Annotated in this window: 31 protein-coding genes; 17 read left to right on the top strand and 14 right to left on the bottom strand. The window is 61.4% G+C overall.

What is annotated here, in order from left to right:
• Nucleotides 1-42: 42 nt before the first annotated feature.
• The 4 genes from hisS to hisG are packed head-to-tail and all read left to right on the top strand — an operon-like array spanning nucleotide 43 to nucleotide 3,537.
• A complete protein-coding gene (hisS, locus tag AC2CHD_RS11470; RefSeq protein ID WP_484553784.1) occupies nucleotides 43-1,512 on the top strand; it encodes a histidine--tRNA ligase in 1,470 nt (489 codons plus the stop codon).
• A complete protein-coding gene (locus AC2CHD_RS11465) occupies nucleotides 1,512-1,733 on the top strand; it encodes a hypothetical protein (RefSeq protein WP_065816285.1) in 222 nt (73 codons plus the stop codon). Before hisS ends, AC2CHD_RS11465 begins: the two co-directional genes overlap by 1 nt.
• The gene (locus AC2CHD_RS11460; RefSeq protein WP_484553783.1) at nucleotides 1,730-2,848 is read left to right on the top strand and encodes an ATP phosphoribosyltransferase regulatory subunit; all 1,119 of its coding nucleotides are present in this window, start codon (nucleotides 1,730-1,732) and stop codon (nucleotides 2,846-2,848) included. The genes AC2CHD_RS11465 and AC2CHD_RS11460 overlap by 4 nt, the downstream gene beginning before the upstream one ends.
• Complete coding sequence (gene hisG / locus AC2CHD_RS11455) at nucleotides 2,845-3,537, top strand: ATP phosphoribosyltransferase (RefSeq protein ID WP_229447807.1); 693 nt, start codon at nucleotides 2,845-2,847, stop codon at nucleotides 3,535-3,537. Before AC2CHD_RS11460 ends, hisG begins: the two co-directional genes overlap by 4 nt.
• Nucleotides 3,538-3,604: 67 nt before the next feature.
• On the opposite strand, the gene AC2CHD_RS11450 is transcribed toward hisG, so the two are convergent.
• The 3 genes from AC2CHD_RS11450 to AC2CHD_RS11440 are packed head-to-tail and all read right to left on the bottom strand — an operon-like array spanning nucleotide 3,605 to nucleotide 6,485.
• Nucleotides 3,605-4,840: an MFS transporter gene (locus AC2CHD_RS11450; protein ID WP_484553782.1), complete on the bottom strand. Its 1,236-nt coding sequence runs from the start codon at nucleotides 4,838-4,840 to the stop codon at nucleotides 3,605-3,607.
• A gap of 2 nt (nucleotides 4,841-4,842) precedes the next feature.
• Nucleotides 4,843-5,157 (bottom strand): ArsR/SmtB family transcription factor, encoded by a 315-nt coding sequence (locus AC2CHD_RS11445; protein ID WP_484553781.1) that lies wholly within the window; start codon nucleotides 5,155-5,157, stop codon nucleotides 4,843-4,845.
• Between the two features lie 59 nt (nucleotides 5,158-5,216).
• Nucleotides 5,217-6,485: a DNA recombination protein RmuC gene (locus AC2CHD_RS11440; protein ID WP_484553780.1), complete on the bottom strand. Its 1,269-nt coding sequence runs from the start codon at nucleotides 6,483-6,485 to the stop codon at nucleotides 5,217-5,219.
• 98 nt (nucleotides 6,486-6,583) lie between these two features.
• Here AC2CHD_RS11440 and def point away from each other — a divergent pair, with 98 nt between their 5' ends.
• The 4 genes from def to truA all read left to right on the top strand — a co-directional run bounded on the left by def (nucleotide 6,584) and on the right by truA (nucleotide 9,419).
• Nucleotides 6,584-7,114: a peptide deformylase gene (def, locus tag AC2CHD_RS11435; RefSeq protein WP_229447811.1), complete on the top strand. Its 531-nt coding sequence runs from the start codon at nucleotides 6,584-6,586 to the stop codon at nucleotides 7,112-7,114.
• A gap of 123 nt (nucleotides 7,115-7,237) precedes the next feature.
• Nucleotides 7,238-8,173: a methionyl-tRNA formyltransferase gene (gene fmt, locus AC2CHD_RS11430; protein WP_484553779.1), complete on the top strand. Its 936-nt coding sequence runs from the start codon at nucleotides 7,238-7,240 to the stop codon at nucleotides 8,171-8,173.
• Nucleotides 8,170-8,673, top strand: coding sequence for a GNAT family N-acetyltransferase (locus AC2CHD_RS11425; protein ID WP_484553778.1), 504 nt, complete (start codon nucleotides 8,170-8,172; stop codon nucleotides 8,671-8,673). The genes fmt and AC2CHD_RS11425 overlap by 4 nt, the downstream gene beginning before the upstream one ends.
• 2 nt (nucleotides 8,674-8,675) lie before the next feature.
• Nucleotides 8,676-9,419: a tRNA pseudouridine(38-40) synthase TruA gene (gene truA / locus AC2CHD_RS11420; protein WP_484553777.1), complete on the top strand. Its 744-nt coding sequence runs from the start codon at nucleotides 8,676-8,678 to the stop codon at nucleotides 9,417-9,419.
• Nucleotides 9,420-9,458: 39 nt separating this feature from the next.
• Here the strand turns inward: truA and AC2CHD_RS11415 are convergent, their stop codons facing one another.
• From AC2CHD_RS11415 to dapD, 4 genes are read right to left on the bottom strand one after another with little or no spacing between them, the layout of a single operon-like run.
• Nucleotides 9,459-10,052 (bottom strand): transporter, encoded by a 594-nt coding sequence (locus AC2CHD_RS11415; protein WP_484553776.1) that lies wholly within the window; start codon nucleotides 10,050-10,052, stop codon nucleotides 9,459-9,461.
• 2 nt (nucleotides 10,053-10,054) lie between these two features.
• A complete protein-coding gene (gene dapE, locus AC2CHD_RS11410; RefSeq protein ID WP_484553775.1) occupies nucleotides 10,055-11,242 on the bottom strand; it encodes a succinyl-diaminopimelate desuccinylase in 1,188 nt (395 codons plus the stop codon).
• Between the two features lie 47 nt (nucleotides 11,243-11,289).
• Nucleotides 11,290-11,661 (bottom strand): DUF805 domain-containing protein, encoded by a 372-nt coding sequence (locus tag AC2CHD_RS11405; RefSeq protein WP_229447817.1) that lies wholly within the window; start codon nucleotides 11,659-11,661, stop codon nucleotides 11,290-11,292.
• 19 nt (nucleotides 11,662-11,680) lie between these two features.
• On the bottom strand, nucleotides 11,681-12,535 hold the full coding sequence (gene dapD / locus AC2CHD_RS11400; protein WP_484553774.1) for a 2,3,4,5-tetrahydropyridine-2,6-dicarboxylate N-succinyltransferase: 855 nt from the start codon (nucleotides 12,533-12,535) through the stop codon (nucleotides 11,681-11,683).
• A gap of 144 nt (nucleotides 12,536-12,679) precedes the next feature.
• Here dapD and AC2CHD_RS11395 point away from each other — a divergent pair, with 144 nt between their 5' ends.
• From AC2CHD_RS11395 to AC2CHD_RS11385, 3 genes are read left to right on the top strand one after another with little or no spacing between them, the layout of a single operon-like run.
• Nucleotides 12,680-13,519 (top strand): LOG family protein, encoded by an 840-nt coding sequence (locus tag AC2CHD_RS11395; RefSeq protein WP_229448129.1) that lies wholly within the window; start codon nucleotides 12,680-12,682, stop codon nucleotides 13,517-13,519.
• Nucleotides 13,520-13,579: 60 nt separating this feature from the next.
• Nucleotides 13,580-13,984: a hypothetical protein gene (locus AC2CHD_RS11390; protein WP_484553773.1), complete on the top strand. Its 405-nt coding sequence runs from the start codon at nucleotides 13,580-13,582 to the stop codon at nucleotides 13,982-13,984.
• Nucleotides 13,985-14,040: 56 nt separating this feature from the next.
• Complete coding sequence (locus AC2CHD_RS11385) at nucleotides 14,041-14,544, top strand: copper chaperone PCu(A)C (protein ID WP_484553772.1); 504 nt, start codon at nucleotides 14,041-14,043, stop codon at nucleotides 14,542-14,544.
• A 16-nt stretch (nucleotides 14,545-14,560) separates the two neighbouring features.
• Here AC2CHD_RS11385 and AC2CHD_RS11380 read toward each other — a convergent pair whose 3' ends face one another.
• Nucleotides 14,561-15,463: a DUF817 domain-containing protein gene (locus tag AC2CHD_RS11380; protein WP_484553771.1), complete on the bottom strand. Its 903-nt coding sequence runs from the start codon at nucleotides 15,461-15,463 to the stop codon at nucleotides 14,561-14,563.
• 5 nt (nucleotides 15,464-15,468) lie between these two features.
• Nucleotides 15,469-16,170, bottom strand: coding sequence for a pyrimidine 5'-nucleotidase (locus AC2CHD_RS11375; protein WP_229447822.1), 702 nt, complete (start codon nucleotides 16,168-16,170; stop codon nucleotides 15,469-15,471).
• 77 nt (nucleotides 16,171-16,247) lie between these two features.
• Between AC2CHD_RS11375 and AC2CHD_RS11370 the strand changes: the two genes are divergently transcribed.
• Nucleotides 16,248-16,676 carry a hypothetical protein gene (locus AC2CHD_RS11370; protein ID WP_484553770.1) on the top strand — a complete coding sequence of 143 codons (429 nt, stop codon included), beginning with the start codon at nucleotides 16,248-16,250 and terminating at the stop codon, nucleotides 16,674-16,676.
• 72 nt (nucleotides 16,677-16,748) lie between these two features.
• Entirely contained in the window at nucleotides 16,749-17,651 is a 903-nt protein-coding gene (locus AC2CHD_RS11365) for a DMT family transporter (RefSeq protein ID WP_229447824.1), read from the top strand.
• 2 nt (nucleotides 17,652-17,653) lie between these two features.
• On the opposite strand, the gene AC2CHD_RS11360 is transcribed toward AC2CHD_RS11365, so the two are convergent.
• From AC2CHD_RS11360 to argB, 3 genes are all read right to left on the bottom strand, one after another.
• The gene (locus tag AC2CHD_RS11360) at nucleotides 17,654-18,094 is read right to left on the bottom strand and encodes a carboxymuconolactone decarboxylase family protein (protein ID WP_484553769.1); all 441 of its coding nucleotides are present in this window, start codon (nucleotides 18,092-18,094) and stop codon (nucleotides 17,654-17,656) included.
• Entirely contained in the window at nucleotides 18,084-18,479 is a 396-nt protein-coding gene (locus tag AC2CHD_RS11355; RefSeq protein ID WP_484553768.1) for a MerR family transcriptional regulator, read from the bottom strand. Before AC2CHD_RS11355 ends, AC2CHD_RS11360 begins: the two co-directional genes overlap by 11 nt.
• Nucleotides 18,480-18,682: 203 nt before the next feature.
• Nucleotides 18,683-19,576 carry an acetylglutamate kinase gene (argB, locus tag AC2CHD_RS11350; RefSeq protein ID WP_229447828.1) on the bottom strand — a complete coding sequence of 298 codons (894 nt, stop codon included), beginning with the start codon at nucleotides 19,574-19,576 and terminating at the stop codon, nucleotides 18,683-18,685.
• Between the two features lie 190 nt (nucleotides 19,577-19,766).
• Here argB and AC2CHD_RS11345 point away from each other — a divergent pair, with 190 nt between their 5' ends.
• From AC2CHD_RS11345 to msrB, 4 genes are all read left to right on the top strand, one after another.
• Complete coding sequence (locus AC2CHD_RS11345) at nucleotides 19,767-20,306, top strand: sigma-70 family RNA polymerase sigma factor (protein WP_484553767.1); 540 nt, start codon at nucleotides 19,767-19,769, stop codon at nucleotides 20,304-20,306.
• On the top strand, nucleotides 20,303-21,025 hold the full coding sequence (locus tag AC2CHD_RS11340) for an anti-sigma factor (protein WP_484554234.1): 723 nt from the start codon (nucleotides 20,303-20,305) through the stop codon (nucleotides 21,023-21,025). The genes AC2CHD_RS11345 and AC2CHD_RS11340 overlap by 4 nt, the downstream gene beginning before the upstream one ends.
• A 125-nt stretch (nucleotides 21,026-21,150) precedes the next feature.
• Entirely contained in the window at nucleotides 21,151-21,705 is a 555-nt protein-coding gene (locus AC2CHD_RS11335) for a fasciclin domain-containing protein (protein ID WP_484553766.1), read from the top strand.
• Between the two features lie 169 nt (nucleotides 21,706-21,874).
• Entirely contained in the window at nucleotides 21,875-22,384 is a 510-nt protein-coding gene (gene msrB / locus AC2CHD_RS11330; protein WP_484553765.1) for a peptide-methionine (R)-S-oxide reductase MsrB, read from the top strand.
• Nucleotides 22,385-22,431: 47 nt separating this feature from the next.
• On the opposite strand, the gene yihA is transcribed toward msrB, so the two are convergent.
• Both yihA and AC2CHD_RS11320 read right to left on the bottom strand, forming a co-directional pair.
• Nucleotides 22,432-23,109: a ribosome biogenesis GTP-binding protein YihA/YsxC gene (gene yihA / locus AC2CHD_RS11325; RefSeq protein WP_484553764.1), complete on the bottom strand. Its 678-nt coding sequence runs from the start codon at nucleotides 23,107-23,109 to the stop codon at nucleotides 22,432-22,434.
• Between the two features lie 388 nt (nucleotides 23,110-23,497).
• Nucleotides 23,498-23,875, bottom strand: coding sequence for a hypothetical protein (locus tag AC2CHD_RS11320; protein ID WP_484553763.1), 378 nt, complete (start codon nucleotides 23,873-23,875; stop codon nucleotides 23,498-23,500).
• Nucleotides 23,876-23,929 lie beyond the last annotated feature (54 nt).

The following is a 23,929-nucleotide window of genomic DNA, read 5'->3' as shown; positions in this document are numbered from 1 at the left end:
TTTCAGGGCGCGGTTTTCTTCTTTTCACGGACGGATTTCGACATGGCTAAAAAGGCTGACAAGACCCGGGCGAGGCTCCCACGCGGCTTTGTCGACCGCCATGCGAGCGACATTCGCGCGGTGGACGAGATGTGCGCGAAGATCCGCGAGGTCTATGAGCGCTATGGTTTCGACCCGGTCGAGACCCCGATCTTCGAATACACCGACGCGCTCGGCAAATTCCTGCCGGATCAGGACCGGCCCAACGAGGGCGTGTTCTCCGTGCAGGACGATGACGAGCAGTGGCTCTCGCTGCGCTACGACCTGACCGCCCCGCTGGCGCGTCACGTGGCCGAGAATTTCAACGACATCCAGCTTCCCTACCGCACCTACCGGGCGGGCTATGTGTTCCGCAACGAGAAGCCGGGACCGGGCCGTTTCCGCCAGTTCATGCAGTTCGACGCCGACACGGTGGGCGCGCCCGGCGTCGCCGCCGATGCCGAGATGTGCATGATGATGGCCGATGTCATGGAGGCGCTCGGCATTGCCCGCGGCGACTATGTGATCCGCGTCAACAACCGCAAGGTGCTCGACGGCGTGATGGAGGCCATCGGCGTCACCGACGAGGCGCAGAAGCTCACCGTGCTGCGGGCCATCGACAAGCTGGACAAGTTCGGACCGGAAGGCGTGAAGCTGCTTCTGGGCGAAGGCCGCTGGGACGGCGGCAAGGAAGGCGAAGGCGATTTTACTAAGGGTGCGGGGCTGGATGAAGCGAATGCCCAGATCGTTCTCAACTATGTTGATGGCAAGGCTGACCAGCTCGACAATGAGACATTTCAGGCCGGTGCTTCAGAACTCGCGCAAATCGAAAACCTCTGCCGCGCAGCAGGCTACGATGAAAGCCGCATCAACATCGATCCCTCCGTCGTGCGTGGCCTCGAATACTACACCGGCCCCGTTTTCGAAGCAGAGCTGACCGCCGAAATCCCCAATGAGAAGGGCGAGATCGTGCGCTTCGGCTCCGTTGGCGGTGGCGGGCGCTATGACGGGCTCGTGTCGCGCTTTCGCGGCCAGCCCGTTCCGGCGACGGGCTTTTCCATCGGCGTGTCGCGACTGGCGACCGCGCTCAAAAATCTCGGCAAACTCGGTCAGGATGCCGTTCTCCCGCCGGTCCTCGTCACCGTCATGGATGGCGACACGGAGGCCATGGCGAAATACCAGCAGTTCACGCAGGCGCTGCGCGACGCTGGCATTCGCGCCGAGATGTATCAGGGCAACTGGAAAAAGTTCGGCAACCAGCTCAAATATGCCGACCGACGCGGTTCGCCGCTTGCCATCATTCAGGGCGCGGACGAGCGCGCCAATGGCGAAGTGCAGATCAAGGATCTGATCGAGGGCAAGAAGCTTTCCGCCGAGATCGAAAGCAACGAGGAATGGCGCGAGGCCCGCGTGGCGCAGCTGACCGTCAGCGAGGACGAACTCGTCGAGACAGTGCACAAGATGCTTGCCGCGCAGGCCGGCGGGGCTGCGTGATGACAGCTGCCGATGCCAACGCCGTCATCCCGGCCGACCGGAGGGAGAGCCGGGACCCATTGGAAGACCGCGACAGTGCGCGGCCCGGTTCCGATCTTGGCACCCGTCAGCGCGGCGGGCTTCTTCTGCGGTGGCCGGCCGCACCTCTCAATGGGTCCCGGCTCTCCCTCCGGTCGGCCGGGATGACGGACGTCAGCTTCTTCAGGGACACGCCCCAATGACCCTGCGCGCACCCGACTTCGCCGACGACATCTTCGCGCTTTTCAATGAACGCGATGCCGCGCTGACCGACATCGCTATCATCCAGCCGGCCGATCCGTTTCTGGATATGGCCGGCGAAGACCTGCGCCGCCGCATCTTCCTGACGGAGAGCGAGACCGGCGCCAATCTTTGCCTCAGGCCGGAATTCACCATTCCCGTCTGCCGCGACCATATCGAAAAGCGCGCCGCCACGCCGCAGCGCTACGCCTATCTGGGTGAAGTGTTCCGCCAGCAGCGCGAAGGCGGGGCAGAGTTCTTTCAGGCCGGCATCGAGGATCTCGGCGCAAGCGACCGCGCCGGCGCGGATGCGCGCTCGCTAACCGATGCGCATGCGCTTTTGACGCGTGTTCTGCCGGGCCATGCGCTCTCCGTCACACTTGGCGATCAGGCCGTGTTCGAGGCAGTGCTTTCGGCTCTTGGCCTGCCGCGCGGCTGGCAGATGCGCCTGACCCGCGCTTTCGGCTCGCAGAAGCTTCTGCAGGCCGCGCTCGACGATCTGGCCAACCCGCAGACCGCCGCAAACCTGCCGCGCGCGGTTGCCGGGCTTGTGGCGCGTGGCGACGAGGCGGGCCTTGCCGATCACATTGCAACGGTGATGGACGAAACCGGGATTTCTCCTTCTGCCGGTCGCACCCCGCAGGAGATCGCCCGGCGGCTGATCGAAAAGGCGGAACTGCGCAGCGTGCGACTAACGGACGAAGCGATGAGCGCGCTCAAGGCTTTCGTTTCCATGCGCACGCCGTTTGCCGAGGCGGGCGAGCGGCTTTCGGCTTTCGCCGCCGAGAATGGGCTGATTCTCGACGATGCGCTCGATACCTTCGCAGCGCGCGCGGAACGCATCGAGGCCGAGGGCCTGCCGCTCGACGCGCTGACCTATGATGCCGGCTTTGGCCGTCCGCTCGATTATTACACCGGGTTCGTGTTCGAGATCGCCTCTCCCACAGGCACGGTGTTGGCCGGCGGCGGACGTTATGACCGGCTTCTGACCCTTCTCGGCGCAGAGACGCCCATTCCCGGTGTCGGCTTTTCCATCTGGCTCGATCGCGTGGCAGGTCTGAAGGAGACGGCGGCATGAGCATCACCCTTGCCCTGCCCTCCAAGGGCCGCCTGAAGGAAAACGCGCTGGCACAGCTCGAAAAGGCCGGCCTGACCGTGCACCTGCCGGAAAACGACCGGCGCTACCGCGCCACGCTCGAAGGCGTGGACGGTGTCGAGATCGCCTTCCTTTCCGCATCCGAAATCGCCCGCGAACTGGAGCGCGGCACGGTCGATCTCGGCGTGACCGGCGAGGACCTGGTGCGCGAGACCATCCCCGACTGGCAGCGCAAGGTGGAGATCGCCGCAAGGCTGGGCTTTGGTCGCGCAGACGTGGTGGTTGCGGTACCGGAGGTCTGGTTCGACGTGTCGACCATGGCCGATCTCGACGATGTCGCCGCCGATTTCCGCCACCGACACGGACGCCGGCTCAGGATCGCCACCAAATACTGGCGGCTGACCCAGCAGTTCTTCTCCCAGAAGCACGGCATTCAGGTCTACCGGATCGTGGAAAGCCTCGGCGCCACCGAAGGCGCGCCGGCGTCCGGATCGGCCGACGTGATCGTCGATATCACTTCGACAGGATCGACGCTCACGGCCAACCATCTGAAGGTGCTTGACGACGGAATCATCCTGCGTTCCGAGGCCTGTCTCGTGACAGCACTTCGGGAGCGATCGGCGTCTGACCAGGCGGCTCTCGACGCGCTGACGGAGCGGTTTTCAGGCTAGGTTCGTTTTCTGCAGTTTCGACCGGAATTCCGGAAAAATCCGCGAAATGAAACGGAATTTCCCCGTTTCAGGCGGTTTTCGGAAATTTCGGGCGCGCCATGAATGACGCCGTCCAGAACGCCCCGACCATGACCAGTGTCGCGGCGAAAGCGAGCATCAGATAAAGGTCATATCCGCCGCTTGCCGCCCACAAGGCGGCAACGCCCAGAGGCGCAACCGCCTCCACCAGGCGTGATGGGGTGATCAGCGCGCCATTGATCGCGCCATAGGCCTCGCGGCTCAGCATTTCCGGTACGGCAAGCCCGCGCACGATGGTCATCATCCCATTGGCGGCGCCATAGAATGCTGCAATGGCAGCAATCACAAACATTTGCGGTGGGGCGAAAGCATAGCCGATGAGCACCAGCGGAAAGACCCCCACCATGATCGCGCCGATGCGGCGCACGGGCGCTTCCGGAGCGAACGTCCAGATGGCTATGCGCCCCGCAACCTGCGCCGGGCCGATGATGGCGACGATGCTGACGACTTCCCCTGCACTCAATCCACGTTCGAGGAGAAGCGGGTAAAGGTGAAAGCTCAGGCTGGAGAAAACGCCGGCATAAAGCACGAGAAACAGAACCAGCGCCCAAAAGACCGGCTGGCGAAACGCCCAGAAAACGGCAGCGCGGCCGGCGAGTTCGGGCGTTCCGGTGTCCCTTGCTGGCTCTTTCGGCCTGTCTTTTGAGGGGTCGATCACCGTGAAATAGAGGCTGGCGCACAGGAAGGCGTTAATTGCGCCCAGCACCATCAGCGCGCCGCGCCAGTCGAGCATGTCGATAAGCCATTGAACCAGCGGCACGAACACGGTGCTGGCGAAGCCGCCCCAAAGCGTGAGCGCGGTGATCGCGCGCCGGGCCTCCAGTGCGCCGACGCGGCGGGCGAGCACAGCGAAGGCCGGTTCATAGAGTGTGGCCGCCTGCAGCGCGCCGAGCAGCGGAACGACAATAAAAAACATGGCAATGCTGTCGACCTGCGACCACAGGAGATAGAGAAGCCCGGCCATGAGCGACGCACCGCTCATCACCCAGCGCCCCCGCCCCCGGTCGATCGCCGCCCCGACCGGATAGGCGGCGAATGCAGCGAGGATCAGCCCCGCCGTGGCACCGCCATAGAGAAGCGGTTTTGACCAGCCAAGCTCAATGCGCATCGCTTCGGCGATAAGCGGGAAACTGTAAAAGATCGAGCCCCATGAGCAGATCTGGGCAATGCCGAGCGCCGTGATCATGCGCCGGTAGCCGGGGTCCGCGGTCAGCGTGCGCGCCATGGTCAATGTTCCCCGGGGATAAAGCTGGAGGCGCTGTCGGCGCAGCACTCGTCGGCCAGATACGCGATCAAGGCGTGCATGGCAGGGTAGTGCGCTCGGCAGATCAATGTGGTGCCGCGTCGTTCGCGCGTGATCAGGCCGGTTTCCAGAAGCTTCTTGCAATGGTGCGACAGCGTGGAAGCCGGCATGGCAACTCGCTCCTGAAGCCCGCCGACGGCCATCCCCTCTTCGCCCGCACGAACCAGCATACGGTAGATACGGAGCCGAATGGGATTGCCCAGTGCTTCAAGCTGGCCGGAGGCTGTTTCGTGTTCCATGACACGAACGCCTAATGCGTCGCCAGCGCGTCGTCAACAATACTTCGAAAATATTCGAATTACTCATCCACGACGCGCAGGCGCAGCTGGCCGGAGCCCGGGCCGCCCTCGCCATCCGGCTTTTTGGGAGCGAGACGATTGTCGCTTGCGCCGGACTTCTCGGCCTCGCCCGCGCCCAGCTCCAGCGCCTCGATCTTCGCCCCCCGCTTGGTAACCTTGTCGGTCGAGGTGAGGATCATGTCGATGTCCTTGTTGGCCTGCATGAAATGCGTCTGCAGCTTGCGGACCCGGTCATCCAGCCGGCCGACATCCTCCATCAGACGCACCACTTCGGCCTGGATCAGATGTGCCTGCTCGCGCATGCGCGCATCCTTGAGAACGGCCTGAATGACCTGGATCGAGAGCATGAGCAGTGAGGGCGAAACAATCACCACGCGCGCCCGGTGCGCGCGCTGGACAAGGGTTTCGAAATTTTCGTGGATCTCGGCAAAGATCGATTCCGACGGCACGAACATGAAGGCCGTATCCTGCGTCTCGCCGGTCAGCAGATATTTCTCCGAGATCGCCTTGATGTGCACCTCCACATCACGCCGAAACGCAGACTCGGCAGCCTTACGCGCTTCGGGGCTGCCGCCCTCACCTTCGGATGCCGCGCGGATGGCATTCCACGCTTCAAGCGGAAATTTGGCGTCGATCACCAGCGAGGGCGCATCATTGGGCATCTTGACCACACAGTCGGGCCGGCTGCCATTGGAGAGCGTTGCCTGAAACTCATAGGCCGTGTGCGGCAGACCGTCGGCGATGATCGCCTCCATGCGCGACTGGCCGAAGGCGCCGCGCGTCTGCTTGTTGGAGAGGATCTGCTGAAGCTGCACCACCTGGCCGGCGAGTGACTGGATGTTGTTCTGTGCCGTGTCGATGACCGCCAGCCGCTCCTGCAGTTTTGCGAGGTTCTCGTGCGTCGATTTGGTCTGCTCGGTGATGGACTGGCCAAGCCGCGAGCTCATCCCGTCAAGCCGCTCCGACAGGGCCTTGGTCAATTCCGCCTGCCGGCTGCCGAACACTTCGGCAATGGAGCCCATACGGCCCTGAAGCTCGGCCTGTGCCCGGGTGAGCTCGGCCATGCGCGCCTCTGCCTCGCGGGCGTGCTGGGCGGCCTCTGCCGCCGCCACCGCACGGGCGCGCGCCGCGCGCCACAGCCCGGTAACAAGCGCAATCATCAGCGCAAAAAGCAGGAAACCGCCGGCAAGCAGGAGCTGGCCAAGCGTGAACGTGCTGGCACCAAGCTGCGCCACGGGCGTGGCAAAAATATCGGACATCTCGTTCATGCGCGGCACTCTAGACGATTCGTGATGCAACCATAAGACCAAAACGTGAACACGCGTTCCGTATTGACCTTCACGCAGGCAGGGCTTACCTGAACGCCATGACGATCAAACCGCTAGTTCTTCTTCCCGACCCGATCCTGCGCGAAACCTCCAAACCGGTCGAGCGCTTCGACGATCAGTTACGCATCTTTGCCGATGACATGCTGGCAACCATGTATGACGCGCCGGGCATCGGCCTTGCCGCCATTCAGGTGGGTGAGCCATTGCGTATGCTCGTCGTCGACGTTTCGGAAAAGGATGAAGAGCCGGCGCCCATGGTGGTGATCAACCCGGAGATCGTGGCCAGCACCGATCGGCGCAATGTGCATGAGGAAGGATGCCTTTCCATCCCCGATTACTATGCGGAAGTGGAGCGCCCCGCCGGCGTGACCGTCAACTATCTCGATCTGGACGGCAAGCAGCAGACCGTGGAGGCCGACGGCCTGCTCGCCACCTGCCTGCAGCACGAGATCGACCATCTCAACGGCGTTCTTTTCATCGATTATTTGTCGAAGCTCAAGCGCGACATGGTGGTGCGCAAGTTCCGGAAGCTTGCCAAGGACCGCCCGCCCGCGCGCATGGTCGGCTGACCAATCGGCCCATGTGAGGCAATTGGCGCTGCGGGGCTTGACCGGAAGCGGATAAATCCGCTTCAAGCACCGCAGGAGCGCGGGTGCGCTCGTTTGACTGACTGAACGCATCGGACACGCGGCATGGCACTTCGTCTCATCTTCATGGGCACTCCGGATTTCTCCGTTGCCACCCTTCAGGCACTGGCTGAGGCCGGGCACGAGATCGTCGCCGTGTACTCACAACCGCCGCGACCTGCAGGGCGGCGCGGACTGGAGCTCACCAAGTCGCCCGTTCATCAAGCGGCCGAAGCGCTCGGGATCGAGGTGCGGACGCCGAAATCGCTCAAGGGCGAGGATGAGCAGGCCGCCTTTGCCGCGCTTGAAGCCGATGCCGCCATTGTGGTCGCTTACGGGCTTCTTCTTCCAAAGCCCATTCTGGAAGGCACACGGCTTGGCTGTTTCAACGGTCACGCCTCGCTTCTGCCTCGCTGGCGGGGGGCTGCGCCCATCCAGCGCGCGATCATGGCCGGTGACACAGAAACCGGCATGATGGTGATGAAGATGGACGAAGGGCTCGACACCGGGCCCGTGGCCATGACATCCCGCATCGCCATCACGCCCGATATGACCGGCGGCGAACTGCACGATGTGCTGAGGGATACGGGCGCCGCGCTCATGGTGGAGGCCATGGACGCGCTCGAAAAAGGGGCGCTCACGCTGACACCGCAGCCCGAGGAGGGCGCGACCTATGCCAAGAAGATCCTGAAAGAGGAAACGCGTGTCGACTGGACCCGCCCTGCCCGCGCGGTGAACGACCATGTTCGCGGGCTTTCACCCTTTCCCGGCGCCTGGTGCGAAATGACCTTCGGCAGCAAGCCCGAGCGCGTCAAGATTCTGCGGGCGGAGATCGGCAAGGGCGAAGGCACGCCCGGCGAAGTGCTGGACGACGCACTGACGATCGCCTGTGGCGAAGGCGCTCTGCGACTGAACGAAGTGCAGCGCGCCGGCGGCAAGCCGATGCAGGCGGTGGATTTTCTGCGCGGGGCGAAGCTCGAAAAAGGAACCGTGCTTCCATGAACCAGCTCGAAATCCGCTCCGAAGAAGCCGGTGACCGCGAAGCGATTCATGCCCTGTTGCTTGCCGCTTTCGACGGAGACGCCGAAGCGCAGTTGGTCCGAGCGCTTCATACCGATGGCGACGTGGTTCTCTCGCTTGTCGCTGAACGGGAAGGCGCACTATGCGGTCATGTGCTCTTCTCGCGCCTTCATGTGGTGAAAGACGAGACCCGCTTTCCCGCCGTTGCACTCGCACCGCTCGCCGTTTCGCCCACTCATCAACGGCAGGGCATCGGAGCGCGGCTTGTCAAGGAAGCGCATCAACGCCTGATCACCAACGGCGAAACGCTGTCTGTTGTGCTGGGCGAGCCCGTATATTACGGCCGTTTCGGCTATCGGCATGAAGATGCTGCAGCTTTTGAGAGCGACTATCAGTGCGAGGCCCTTCAGGCCCTGCGCTGGGGCTATGAAGCTCCCGACACGGGGCGGCTCGTCTACGCCCCCGGCTTTGGCGGGCTTTGACCATGGCGCGTTTTCGCATCGACATCGAATATGATGGTGGCCCCTATTTTGGCTGGCAGCGGCAGGCGACGCACCATTCCGTGCAGGCCGCACTGGAGAATGCCATTGCCGCGTTTTCCGGGGAGGAGGTGACACTGTTTGGTGCGGGACGCACCGACACGGGTGTTCATGCGCTGGCACAGGTGGCGCATTTCAACCTCTCGCGGGATTGGACCGCCCGCACCGTGCAAAATGCAATCAACGCACATCTCGCCATGGCTGAAGAGACGGTTGCCGTGATCGAGGCCGCGCAGGTGCCCGATGATTTCGACGCGCGGTTTTCCGCAAAAGCCCGGCACTATCTCTACCGCATTCACAACCGCCGCCCGCCCCTGACCGTTGACCGCGCCCATGCCTGGCATGTGGCGGCACCGCTCGATGCGGAAGCCATGCACGAGGCGGCGCAGCGGCTGGTGGGAACCCATGATTTCACCACGTTCCGCGCCGCTCAGTGTCAGGCAAAAAGTCCGATCAAGACGCTGGAAAAGCTGGAAGTAACGCGCAACGGCGAATTCGTGGAAATCCGCGCCTCGGCCCGTTCCTTTCTGCACAATCAGGTGCGCTCCTTTGCAGGCACGCTGAAGCGGGTGGGCGAAGGCGGCTGGAGCGCAGACGATGTGACCAGGGCGCTCGAAGCCCGCGACCGCAAGGCCTGTGGCCCGGTCGCCCCACCGCACGGGCTGTATCTGACGCGCGTGGATTATTGATCTGCCTTGGTTCCGCGTGCGCGTTGCTTCCGGCAGTCCCTATCCCGCGCGTGACAGGCCCAGCAACCCTTCAAACGTGAAGAGAATGGCAAGCGAGGCCGCAAACATCGCTCCAAAGACCGCTGTGGCGACGGCCGGCCCTTTGCCGATGGCGACATTTGTGAGCCGCCAGGAGAGAACCATCGTTGCAAGGAAGATCAGGAAGGTGACAAGATTTGCAAGGTCGGCGGCCTCGGGGAAAAGCAGCCGCATGAGCATGGCCGGGAGCGTGACCCAGGCGAACAGCGCGGACGCCCAGTTGTTTGCCACCACGTAGTGCACAAACCGGTCGGCAATGCCGGCCGGACGCGCTGCAAGCGCCAGGATGGCATAGGGCAGAATCCAGGTGGCCAGGTCCGTCAACATCAACCGCGTGAACAGCGAGAAGCGGGAGGTGAAGATCTCGATTCCCGCCAACTCGTTGGAAATCGCCACCCACCCCACCACCATGGGAGGGAAAGCGACAAGGATGGCGAAGAACGAGTTCCAGAAACCGTCCGCCGACAGATCGAGAAGGCGAAGGCCTTCAGACCGCCCCATCATCATGCGCCAGACACCGGCGAAATACCGCTGGATCTCGGCGAATGAAGGCATCGTCAGCCAAACCAATCTTCTAGGAAACGCAGATAGACCTGCGTCAGGGTTTCGAGGTCGGACAGCGCCACCCGCTCATCGACCATGTGCATGGTCTGGCCGACGAGGCCGAACTCCACCACAGGACAGTAATCCTTGATGAAACGCGCATCCGATGTACCGCCGGAGGTGGAGAGCTGTGGACGCGAGCCGACCACAGACTCGACCGAAGCCGACAGGGTTTCAACCAGTTTTTCGTCGCGCGTCAGGAAAACAGGGCTCGGGCGACCAAGCCAGTCGATGTCGAAATCGACCGGGTGTTCGGCGCCCTTGCGCAAACGGTTCTCCTCTGCGGCACGGTCGAGCCGGTTGTGGATTTCGGCCTGCAGGCTTTCCACGCTCCACGTGTCGTTAAAGCGGATGTTGAAGACCGCTGTCGCCTTTGCGGGAATGACGTTTGTCGCCGTGTTGCCCACGTCAACCGTGGTGACTTCCAGATTGCTTGGCTGGAAATCTGCCGTGCCTTCATCGAAGGCTTGACCGAGAAGCGCATCAAGCAGCTGCATGAGGCCCGGCACCGGATTGTCTGCCCGGTGCGGATAGGCAACGTGCCCCTGACGGCCATTGACGGTGATGCGACCGGTAAGCGAACCGCGCCGGCCGATCTTGATCATGTCGCCGAGCCGATCCGGGTTTGTGGGTTCGCCGACGATCGAAGCGTCCCACTTTTCGCCACGCTCCACGGCCCATTCCAGAAGCTTGACCGTTCCGTTGAGCGCCGGGCCTTCCTCATCTCCGGTGATGAGGAAGGAGACGGAGCCTTTCGGCTTGCCGTGGGCTTCCACATAGCGGGCGAGCGCGGCGACGAAACAGGCGATGCCACCCTTCATGTCGACGGCACCCCGGCCATACATCTGGCCATCGGCAATGGCGGCGGCAAAGGGCGGATGCTTCCAAGCACCTTCATCGCCGGGCGGCACCACATCGGTGTGACCGGCGAACATGAGGTGCGGGCCCTCGCCTGCAAGCTTGCCATAGAGATTTTCGATGTCGGGCGTGCCCTCTTCGGAAAAGATCGGGCGCTCGACCGAGCAGTCAAGCGCCTTCAACATGCCCTGAAGCACGGACAGCGCCTGACCTTCCACCGGTGTGACGGAAGGGCAGCGAATGAGTTCGGCGAGATTGGCGGCGGGATCTGTCGGCAGTGTCATGCGCAAGGGATAATCCAACCGGACGTGCCTGTCACGCGGCAAACCTTCTATTGCTTCGGCGCGTTTGTCCGATCGCCATATTCGTTGGCGCCAGCATCGCCCGGATAGAGGCAGAGCACGATGAAGGCTAGGATCGACACCATCGGGATGAAGAGCGCGACAGCAAAAATTCCGGGCTTGCCGAAATCATGCAGGCGCTTGACGCCGAGCGCCACCGAAGAAAAGACCGAAACGAAGAAAAGGCCCCAGAAAAGCAGTGCCCACATGCCGCTGGCGCCGCTTCCCTCCGGCGCCAGGGTGAAACGATAGAGCGCGAAGGCCTGCAGAACAGCCAGAAGCATGCCTGCCAGAAAGAATGCGGCACGGCTTACCCTTCCGGAAAAACCGAAAAACAGCCAGGCGATCTGTCCCTTGGGCATTGCGCTTCTCCGTCGCTCGTCAATCGCGCAGGAGTTCGTTGATCGACGTCTTGGAGCGGGTCTTCTCATCGACGCGCTTGACGATCACGGCGCAGTAGAGGCTGGGGCCCCAGTTCTCGCCCGGTACGTTCTTGCCGGGCATGGTGCCTGCGACGACCACCGAATAGGGCGGTACTTCGCCGTAGAAGATTTCGCCCGTGGCGCGGTCGACGATCTTGGTGGATTTTCCGATATAGACGCCCATGCCGAGCACCGAGCCTTCGCGCACGATGCAGCCTTCGACCACTTCGGAGCGCGCGCCGATGAAGCAGTGGTCCTCGATGATGGTGGGGCCGGCCTGCATGGGCTCCAGAACGCCGCCGATGCCGACACCGCCGGAAAGATGCACATTCCTGCCGATCTGCGCGCAAGAGCCGACGGTGGCCCAGGTATCGACCATCGTGCCCTCACCCACATAAGCGCCGAGATTGACGAAGGAGGGCATCAGCACCACGCCGGGCGCGATATAGGCGGAGTGGCGCACAACGGCGTTTGGCACGGCGCGGAAGCCGGCCTTCTCGAACTCGTTTGCGCTCCAGCCGTCGAATTTCGACGCCACCTTGTCCCACCAGACGGAATCGCCCGGTCCGCCCTTGATGACCTGCATCGGGTTCAGCCGGAAGGAAAGAAGCACAGCCTTCTTGAGCCACTGGTTCACCTTCCAGAAGCCGTCCTCCTGACGCTCTGCCACACGTGCCTTGCCGCTGTCGAGCAGGTGCAGCGAAGCTTCCACCGCGTCGCGAATCTCGCCGCGTGTGTCGGTCGAAACGCCGTCGCGCTCGTCAAATGCCTTTTCGATTGTTGTTTCCAGCGCGGCGACATCGATACTCGTCATGCTTGCGGCTCCATTGAACAAGCTGTTAAGGGCTCAGCCATAGTTTGGGAAAATGACCCAGGTCGGCGCGGAAACTATGCGAAGCGTCACTGGGGGTCAATCTCGGGATCGCGCGGGGACGCGCCAAAGGACGGATAAATGACGATGGATTCGAAAGACGAGAACGGCTGGACGCCCCTACCGCATTCCGATGAGGATCTGCGCCGTTCGCGACAAGTGCCCGACACACCGCAGACACGTGCGGAAACCTATCGTCTTGCCTGGGACGACGAAGACTTCATGACCCGGCGCGAACTGCGCCCGGTGCGCCTGCAACTGGAACTCCTGAAACCGGAGATGGCGCTTGCCGAGCGTGGCATTCGTTCGACGGTCATTCTATTCGGCGGCGCGCGCCTGCCCGAACCGGGCGGCGAGGCCTGGGCTGCCAAGAACGAGACGCAGAAGAAGAACCTTGAAAAGAACAGCCGCTACTATCAGGAGGCCCGGAATTTCGCGCGGCTTTGCTCGGAAGAATCGGCCAAATCCTATTACCGCGAATATGTGGTGGTGACGGGCGGCGGACCCGGCGTGATGGAAGCCGGCAATCGCGGTGCTGCCGATTGCGGCGCGCCCTCCATCGGCCTCAACATCGTGTTGCCGCATGAGCAAGCGCCGAACCTATATGTAACGCCAGAGCTGTGCTTCAACTTCCACTATTTCGCGATCCGCAAGATGCATTTCATGATGCGGGCGAAGGCGGTCGCGGTGTTCCCCGGTGGCTTCGGCACGATGGACGAGCTGTTTGAGACGCTCACGCTGATCCAGACCGGACGCATGGAACGGGTGCCGGTGGTTCTGTTCGGCAAGGAGTTCTGGGAAGGTGCGATCGACCTCGGTTTTCTGGCGGAACAGGGGACGATCTCGCCCGGAGACGATGAGCTGATCACTTTCGTAGACACGGCCGAGGAAGCCTGGGCGAAGATCGCCGAGTTCTACGAACTCTGAGCGCTGATGCCGCAGCCGCTGAGACTGGCGGGGTGCCCAGCAATCGGCTAGGCATGCGCTATGACAAAATGGCTGGGCAACACAAGCTGGTTTGAGAGCCTGCGCCGCGATGCAAAACTGTTCGCGGCGGTTGGCATCATCTCGCTGCTCATGGGGCTATTGCAGCCGCTGGCTCTGGCTGCGGCTGCACCGGTCTCCTATGGCTTCGTCATTTGTACGACCTACGGAATCGGCACGGTAACCGATGACAGTCGCGAGCACCCGCGTGCGGCTCAATGTCCGCTGTGTGTGAGCGGCCATGCGTGCGGCTACCTGTTCTCATCGGCCTCACCGCAAAACCCAGTGCTGGCACTGCCCATGTGGCAGAGGAATGGCGCCATCGCACCCCGTTGGGGCAACCGCATTCACACCAACCCCGCCAGCGCGACAGCACACGGCATTCGCGCTCCTCCTGCCGTTCTCTGATCTATTTAAGCCCAGTTTTTCGGGCAACTCAAAGCTCAGTTATAAAAGGCAGAACCATGCGCTCAAATATTTTCCTCGCGGCGGTCGCCGCACTTCCCCTGCTCGGCTCGGCTATCGCAGCGCAGGCCACGGACCATCAGACAGAGCACGTCATCGAGGCCGGAGACCTGAAGATCGCAGACGCCCGCGTGCGGGCCATGCTGCCCGGACAACCTTCAGGCGGCGGTTATATGGTGATCGAAAACACCGGCGCGGTCGACGACCGGCTCCTGTCGCTGACCTCCCCACGGGCAGGCAAGGTGGAGGTGCACAGTATGGAAATGAACAATGACGTGATGGTTATGCGTCCTGTGAAAGGAGGCCTGACCATACCAGCCGGAGAGACGGTGACGCTGGAGCCCGGCGGCCTGCATGTGATGTTCATGCAAGTGGAGAAGGGTTTTCAGGAGGGCGAGTCCATACCGCTGAGGCTGGAATTCGAGAATGCGGGGACGATCGATCTCAGGCTTGTCGCAGGCCCCGCACGCGGTGAAACCTCCGGGACGGGGCACAGCCACTGATATACGTCGCCTCTTGCTAACCGCTGGCGTCGGCCCGACCGGCGCCAGCCGGAAAATCCTTCAAAGGGGCTTCATCAGGCGTTCGAGGACGATGAACCACCGATACCAGAACGAAGGATATGATCATCAAGAGATACCACGAACCGAGCTTGGAGATGGAAACCGGTGTCCATCCACCGGACTGATCCGGGTAGATCCAGGCACGTGACCAGGTGCCGATGTTCTCTGCAAACCAGATAAACACCGCCACCAGCAGAAACCCAAGCAACAACGGCATTCGATGGCGAAACCGGAACACGCGGTAGTGCACGGTGGTGCGTGCGAAAAGCAGCGCCGTGGCTGCGAAGAGACCATAACGCACATCGACCGTATAGTGATGGGCGAAAAAGTTCACATAGATCGCTGCGGCGAGCACCAATGTCATCCACAAAGCCGGATATCGGGTATAGCGCATGTCGAAAATCCGGCTGACGCGCGCGAGATAGGATCCCACGGCGGCATACATGAAACCCGAGAAGAGCGGCACTGCAGCGACGCGAAAGACGCTCTCTTCCGGATAGATCCATGAGCCGGCTGAAGTTTTGAAGACCTCCATCACCGTGCCGACCACGTGAAAAATAAGGATGACCTTCGCTTCGGACGGTTGCTCAAGACCGCCAGCCAGCATGAGCACCTGTATGACAACCGCAGCCAGAAACAGAAAATCGTAGCGTGCCAGGACGGCGTTTTCCGGCCACAGATAATGTGTCGCGATGATCAGCGCGAGCAGCAACCCGCCAAAAAGACAGGCCCATGCCTGCTTCAATCCGAAGACGGCGAACTCGACCAGCGCGCCCGCCGGGCCCTGTGCAGGCAACGTGTCGAGAACGCGATGCGCAAGGGAGTCGATGCGCGTTTCAAGAGACGTGAAACGCCGCATCGGCGTCAGGCCTTCATCGCCGTTTCAAGAAATTCCGCAAGATTGTCGGTCACGAAGTCGACATCATCTTCCTCGTTCGCGTCCTGCTCCCATATCTCGGTGAAGGTCGGCTCGAAATTGTTGGGCACCACCAGAACCGTGGTCATTCCAAGCTTCTTCGGCACTGCGAGATTCCGCGCCAGATCCTCGAACATGACAGCATTTTCGCCCGCCACCCGATGCAAGGCCACAAACTTGTCATAGGTGGCGGCAGCCGGTTTCGGGAGCAGATCGGCCGCTACGATGTCGAAAATGTCGTCAAAATGGTCGAGCACGCCGAGCTGCCGCGCCGCACGTTCCGCGTGACCCCGATCACCATTGGTGAAGATGAACTTGCGGCCTGGAAGAGCGCGAATGGCTGCGCCAAGCCGCGGATCAGGGTCGAGCCACGAATAATCGATGTCGTGCACCTTCTCGAGAAAATCGTCGGGGTCGATGTCATATCGCGCCATCAGACCGTTGAGCGTGGTGCCGTGCTCCTTATAGAGCTGCTTTTGAAGCACTCTGGCCTCATCGCGCCCAAGTTGGAGAAATTCGGACACATAAGCCGTCATTTTCACATCAATCTGGGAGAACAGATTGCTGTGATGCGGATAAAGCGTGTTGTCGAGATCGAACACCCAGTCGGTGACATGAGCGAAACGATCGGGAGCGGGCCGATTTGTCATGGCCCCTTATGCCAGAGCCGAGCTGTGCATCGCAATCGTCCGGCAGGCTTTTCCGCTTCAAACAAATGCCACGATGCATGAGGAACGTGTCACTATCGCAAATCGAAGTTCAGCCCATGGTCCGTTTCTCCTGTCTTTGCCTTGCCCTGCCGATTTTTGCCTCCGCAACAGCAGCTCTCGCCCAGCCTGAGCCGAGTTTCGAAGCAACGTGTGCGCAGTTGCGAGACAAGCTTTCAAACCTTGATGCCTCAAATGAGGAATGGATCACCATTGACGTGGTGGGGGAGCTGCGCGCCGTGGAACACGACGGCACGCTGGGCTACATGCTGACCTGCGCCGCGCCAGCCCCTGAAGTGGTGTGCGTGACCTATGAGGTCAACGATTACAGGGCCGGAGATCGCGTGGTTTTGAGCGGAACGCTAAATCAGATCGATGCCGATCATGTAAGCCTCGACCCCTGTCTTCACTACCCGGCGGATGCTGAGCGAACCCTTCCACTTCGGTAGCCCGAACTGGTATACCACTTTGACCCAACTGCTCTCTTGCGCGTTTGAAGCGTGGGCTGCAAAAGACGCAGCATGGAATTGTGGATTCCCATCACCATTGCCGCAGCCTTCCTGCAGAACCTGCGTTCCGTCGGGCAAAAGCACCTTAAAGGCGTCATGGGCACGACCGGAGCGACATTCGTGCGCTTCGGCTTTGGCATGCCGTTCGTGCTCGTCCTGTGGCTCGCACTTCACTTTGCTGCCGGTTATGAATTCCCGGAACTTCACGGGACGTTTCTTGCCTGGACGCTGCTCGGCGGGCTCGGTCAGATCTCCGCGCAATTTCTCCTCATTTATCTCTTCTCTTTCCGCAATTTTGCGGTGGGGACCGCTTATTCACGCACCGAGCCGGCCCAAGCCGCCATCTTCGGCCTCGTGCTTCTTGGTGAGGTGGCCGGCTTTGGTGCGCTGGTCGCCATCGCCGTCACCGTGGTTGGCGTGATGCTTATCTCAGTGGCGCGTGTGCCGATGAGCTGGGGCAACCTGTTCCGCTCGCTCATCAGCCGCACAGCACTGATCGGATTGGCCTCGGGCACGCTGTTCGGCATAACGGCCGTCGCCTATCGCGGAGCGTCGCTTTCGCTGGGCGGGCCCAATTACCTGATGCAGGCGACCACGACGCTGGCCGTGACCATCACCTTTCAAACCGTGATCATGCTCATCTGGATGCTATGGCGCGACCGCGCCGAAGTCGGCCGGATTGCGAAGGCATGGAAACCGTCACTGTTTGTCGGTTTCGTTGGTGCGGCGGCTTCGCTTGGCTGGTTCAGCGCCATGACGCTACAACAGGCGGCGGTGGTGAAGGCGCTGGCGCAGATCGAAATGATCTTCACCTTCGCCTCCTCCGTTTTCTTCTTCCGCGAGCACATCAACCGCACGGAAGTGGCGGGCTGCCTGCTGATCGTCGCGGGGATTGTTCTGCTTGTGCTTTTATAGGACTACTGCCCATCCCAAGCGGATGCCTGTGACGAACCTGCTCGTTCTGCAAAGAGTCCAAGCGCTGCATTGAGGCCGTTGATAGCCGCCGGCCAGCCGCCGTACGCTGCCATCTGCAGAATGACTTCCAGTATCTCGCGTTCGGCAGCACCCGCCGCAAGCGCATGTTCGATGTTGATCCTGAGTTGCGGGGCCGTCTGCCCGCCAAGCGCAGTCAACGCCGCTACAGTGGCAAGCTGGCGTGTTTTCAAGTCGAGACCCTCGCGAGCATAGAAGCGGCCATAGGCGCTTTCGATGAGCGTTTCCGCAAACCCCGGCAGAGCATCATCATAGCGCTGGGCCAGAATCGTTTCGAGCTCGGGATTGAGCTGTGCCGCAATCTTGCGCCCCTGTTCGAGGGCGGACAGCGCTGCCTCACTCCCAATCGTGTTCTCAATGGTCATAGGTCTGTTTCTTAAGGCCGTCCTCGGCGCGGTGGCGCGCTTCGATTTCGGCATAGTTGATGATCTTGTAGTCGAGCAGTTCGACACATGCCTTCAGTTCATCGATCTTCGCCAACACCACCATGCGCTGATGCTCCAGCATCTCGCGGCGCTGAGCAGAGCTGCGCTCGCCCTCACGACGTAGACGCGCATAGGTCTCCACATCGGCAAGCGGCATTCCGGTGGCTTTCAACAATTTGATGAATTTCAGCCATGCGATGATGTTTTCGTCATAGGCACGCTGACCACCCTGCCGCCAGGGCGGATCGATGAGACCAAGCTTCTCGTAATAGCGCAGCGTGTCGATGCTCAGACCGGTGCGTCTTGCGACTTCGCCAATCTTCATGCGACCTCCTGCCCGGGCTGCACTGCACCCTTAGCCACAAAGGCGCAGGCGCTCTCGACGTTGCTCGCCTTAAGCGCCTCAAGGAAACGTTCGATGATGGTACGCTTTTGCATATGTGCATCTCCATTGTGTGCACATATGCATCTACTTTCTGGAGCGAACTCCAGGTCAAGCGTGTTTTCGCATTTATCGAAAACTCACCCTTACGGGACGATCAGCGTTCCTGCGCCATGCTCGGTGAAAAGCTCGAGCAGGACAGCATGCGGGGTCTTGCCGTTGAGGATGACGACACCTTCCACGCCGCGCTCGATGGCCTGAATGCAGGTCTCGACCTTGGGGATCATGCCGCCGGAAATCGTGCCATCCTTGATGAGGGCACGAGCTTCGGCGACCGTCAGCTCGTCGATCAACTTCTTGTCCCTGTCGAGCACGCCAGGCACATCGGTGAGGAAAAGAAGACGCGTGGCGCGCACGGCGCCGGCAATCGCACCGGCAAACGTATCGGCATTGATGTTGTAGGTGTGGCCGTCGCGGCCCGGCGCCACCGGTGCGATGACGGGGATCATCTCGGAATGGGCGAGCAGATCGAGCAGCGTGCGGTCGACCTCCACCGGCTCGCCGACAAATCCCAGATCGAGCACGCGCTCGATGTTGGAATCGGGATCTACCACGGTCTTGTGCGCCTTTTCGGCAAAGACCATGTTGCCATCCTTGCCGCACAGACCAATGGCCCATTCGCCCTCGGCGTTGATGAGCGCCACGATTTCCTTGTTGATGGAGCCGGCCAGAACCATCTCGACGATCTCGACGGTCTTTTCGTCGGTGACGCGAAGGCCGCCCTCGAATTTCGATTCGATGCCCATCTTCTTGAGCATGGCCGCGATCTGCGGGCCGCCGCCATGGACGACGATGGGGCTGACGCCGGACTGTTTGAGGAGCGCGATGTCGCGGGCGAAGGCCTGACCAAGTGCAGCATCGCCCATGGCGTGCCCGCCATATTTCACCACGATGGTCTTGTTCTCATAACGCTGCATGTACGGCAGTGCCGCCGAAAGAAAGCGGGCCTGGGCTTCAGCAGTTTCCGTCATGTCCGTCATCGTGTTGTTCCCCAAAGTCAAAACGGCGGTTTCTTAAAGCATTTTTCGCTGCAAGTGAAACGATCTTGCAGGTCGGCCGACAAAAAGCTGCTTTTGCTGATCGTGGGTCGGCTTGCCTTTGCGTTGCGTCGCCCTAACTCTCGTGTTTCTCCGCCTTTCCCGCCATCCCGTTTGAGCCTAGTCTCCAAATATGACCCCGGATGAGATCACGAAGCTGATTTTCCGCACCGCGCTCAAGGAGCGTGCGGCATTTGATCTTCTTTATCGCCTCACGAGTGCGAAACTCTTCGGTGTCTGCCTGCGTGTCTTGAAGGACAGGGCGGAAGCAGAGGAGGCTCTGCAGGACGTCTATGTAAAGATATGGACCAAGGCGGACCGGTTCGCCGCGACGGATCTCAGCCCGATCACCTGGCTGGTTGCGGTGGCGCGCAATCACGCAATCGACAGGCTGAGGGCGCGCAAGGCGCCTGCCGCGGAACTGGATGAAGCGCAGGCCATTGCCGATCCGAAACCGAACCCGGAAAGCCTGGCGGAAGCGGGCAGCGAACGGCGGCGGATCGATGCCTGCCTCGGCGAACTGGAAACCGATCGTGCAATGGCGGTGCGCGGAGCCTATCTCAACGGCGACAGCTACGCCGAACTTGCGGCCCGTTTCGACGTGCCGCTCAATACGATGCGAACCTGGCTGCGGCGCAGCCTCTTGAAGCTCAGGGAATGCCTGGAACGATGACGGTGGCAGACGAACACGGACCGGAAAGGCACGACGACGATCTCGTCGCTGCCGAATATGTGCTCGGCGTTCTGGCAGCCGAAGAGCGGGCAACGACCGCGCGCCGGATCGAGACGGAACCAGCCTTTGCGCGCCTTGTGGAAGACTGGGAAGCCCGGCTCGCCCCCATGGCAGAAGCCTACGAAGCGGTGGAGCCCCCGGCGAACGCGAAGTCCATCATCGACGCACGGCTTTTTCGTTCCGCGCCGGCAGCGGAAAGGCCCGGCCTTTGGTCGAGCCTCGCCTTCTGGCGAAGTGCCGCGCTGGCTGCCTTTTTGGCTCTCGCCGCCTATGTGGGCCTCACTTACACAGATCTGCCGATTGGCAATCAGCCGCTCCAGGAGCAGCGTTTCGTTGCCTCGCTTGCCCATGACGACACCGATGTGCGTTATCTCGCGGTCTACGACAGTACCAAGCGCGACGTGGCGCTCTCCCATGTTTCCGGAGCGCGGCCCGATGGGCGCGATTTCGAACTCTGGGCGATCGAGGGCGACAAGCCGCCGGTTTCCCTTGGGGTCATTCCGGTCGGATCGAGCGTTCATGTGGCGCTGAGCGAAGCGCTTGGCGCCGCAATCGAGGCCGGCGCCGTGTTTGCCATCACCACGGAACCGCTGGGCGGTTCGCCGGACGGCACCCCCACCGGGCCGGTCGTCGCACTTGGCGATCTGCGCGACATCTGATTTCGGCTTTTCTAAAAAAATCTGCTTTTTTTTGAAACTTCCCGGAGTGCCTCTCCGTGTCTCCTCATGTTCCCAAAGCGGGCCAGCCAGAATGGCGGTCCCAAAATGACCTGAGGAGTTCAAACATGCGCAAGATCACTGTTTCCATTCTCGCCGGCTCGATTGCTCTCGCTTTCACAGGTACAGCTCTCGCTGAAAACCCGATGGTTGGCGGCGCGGCCATGTACGCCGACAAGACCATTGTCGAGAATGCAGTCAATTCGAAGGATCACACCACGCTCGTTGCTGCTGTGAAGGCTGCCGGCCTGGTCGACACGCTTTCGGGTGAAGGGCCTTTCACCGTTTTCGCACCGACCAACGCAGCTTTCGAGAAGCTGCCCGCCGGCACTGTCGACACGCTTCTGAAGCCCGAGAACAAGGAAACGCTCGCGACGGTCCTGACCTGCCACGTGGTGGCGACCGAAGCCATGTCTGACGCCATTGGCAAGATGATCGCCGATGACGGCGGCAACCATCCGGTCAAGACGGTCGGCGGCTGCATGCTCGAAGCCAAGATGGACGGCGACAAGATCACGCTGACCGACGAAAACGGCAATGTGGCAACCGTGACGATTGCCGATGTCGATCAGTCGAACGGGGTTATCCACGTGATCGACACAGTGCTTCTGCCGAAGAGCTGAGCTACGAAAGCAAAAGCCAGACAGGTTCCGATCGGGGTTTTCGGAACCGCAAGGGGTGGAGCAGCGCCACCCCTTGCACTCACACGGACTTGACTTTGAGGTGATAGCCCAGCGGACCTAATGTCCGGCGCAGGCGACACGAGCCAACCATGCAAGAAGGAGCTATTCGATGAAACGCCGCAATTTTCTGTATGGTACGGCTGGCGCGCTGGCAGCACTCACCGGCGGAGCCTTTGTGCTGCGTGGCCGGACCGGCGGCAGCGCCATGGCTGAAACCTTCGAGATCACCAAAAGTGAGGAAGAGTGGCGCGCGATCCTGACCGATCAGCAATTTGCCGTGCTGCGGCAGGAAGCGACGGAAAGGGCCTTCACGAGCCCGCTCAACAATGAGAAGCGTGCCGGTCTCTTTCATTGCGCCGGCTGCGACCTGCCGCTTTATTCATCCGAGGCGAGATATGATTCAGGTACTGGCTGGCCGAGCTTCTGGGAAGCACTTCCGGATGCCATCGGCACCAAGCCGGACAACTCGCTCTTCATGACCCGGACCGAATGCCACTGCCGGCGCTGCGGCGGCCACCAGGGGCACATTTTCGATGACGGCCCGCCGCCGACCGGCAAGCGCCACTGCATCAACGGCATCGCCTTGACGTTCAAACCGGGCGCGACAATGCCGAGCTAGGGATCTGGGCCGAGCTAGGGATCTGGGCCGAGCTAGGGATCTGGCATTCAGCCATCGGTTACGGCGCGGGCGATGGCGTCGCGCAGTTCGTCCATGCCGTGACCCTTTTCCGATGAGGTTGCGACAATTTCCGGAAAAGCGGCTGCGCGCTTCCTGAGCTGCATCTCGGTGGCGGCAAGCAGTTTTTCCACCGCCGGCTGCTTGATCTTGTCGATCTTGGTCAGCACCACCTGATAGGAAACCGCCGCCTTGTCGAGCAGGTCCATCACCTCCTCGTCATTCTTCTTGATGCCATGGCGGGCATCAATCAGCAGGAATACACGCTTGAGCGTGACACGGCCCCTGAGATAGTCGAAAACCATTTCGGTCCAGGCGTCGACCTGCGCCTTGGGCGCCTTGGCAAAGCCGTAGCCCGGCATGTCGATGATCGCCATGGGCGGAAGATCGCCATCAGCACCGGTATATCCATCGGGAACGAAGAAGTTGAGCTCCTGGGTGCGGCCGGGCGTGTTGGATGTACGGGCCAGGCCGCGCTGTACGATCAACGCATTGATGAGCGATGACTTGCCCACATTCGAGCGCCCGGCGAAGGCCACCTCGGGGGGACCTTCAGGCGGTAGAAATTTCATGGCCGGTGCACCGCGCAGGAAGACCCACGGACGCAGGAAGGTTCCGCGATCGATCTGCGCCTTGCCGGCGGCTGCGTCATCGTGTGATGCGTTCACGCCATCATCTCCATTACCGTTCAAATGACGGCATCAAGACTGGCGGGGCATTTGTCAACTGCACTGTTGCTGAAACCGTGTTTCAGAAGTCACTCAGGCGTTGCCGAGAACCTGCATTCCACCGAGCCACCGTGAGCGGGGCCTGCGGCTGGCTTCGCACAAAGTCTCATGGAGGCGTCCGAGGTCCCTGGACTCTTGCGGGCGCCATCCGCAAGGACAACAGGATGTCTCGCAGTGCGCTTCCGCCGTTTCGCGGTAGATGGTTCCAAGGGCTCGCGCAGCCTCAAGCATCAGAACCATTGGCGGCAGGCCGGTCCGACGCATGATCTCGCTCATTTCCTTCATCATCTGAAGCTTCAGATGTGTTTCCGCTTGTTGGCGGCGACGTTCAAACTCGCTCATCGATACCGCCCAGTCCTCGTAAGTGTTCAGAAGGGCTGCGCATGCACCCTTCAATCGCCTTCATACCGGCTGTCATCACGTGCAATTCGCCGCAGGCCTCGTCCAGTTCCCTCATCGCCTCGAAGAGCGCTTCGCGGTCCCGACAGTGGGTATCGAAGAGAGCAACGAAAATCATGTTGCTGCCATCATGTGGCTCCGGCGTCTCATTCGCGCGTGAAAGGCTCTCGGCGGCTACACGCTTGGCGGCCTGCACCTTGGACCGCAGCCGCTCTACACGCAGGAATTTTCCACGGTGGCGTTCGAGCTCATCAGCCTCACAGGCATGATGAGACGCAAACTCCTCAATCGGGCTCAGATGCATCATGGCAGTTACCTCTTGGCCTCCGGCCGGTCGGATTAGCGACACGGCCGAAGACAC

The sequence above is a fragment of the Nitratireductor sp. ATLC21 genome (genome assembly GCF_057196525.1).
The sequence above is the reverse complement of the archived record's forward strand: the minus strand, read 5'-3'. Positions and strand labels throughout refer to the sequence as shown.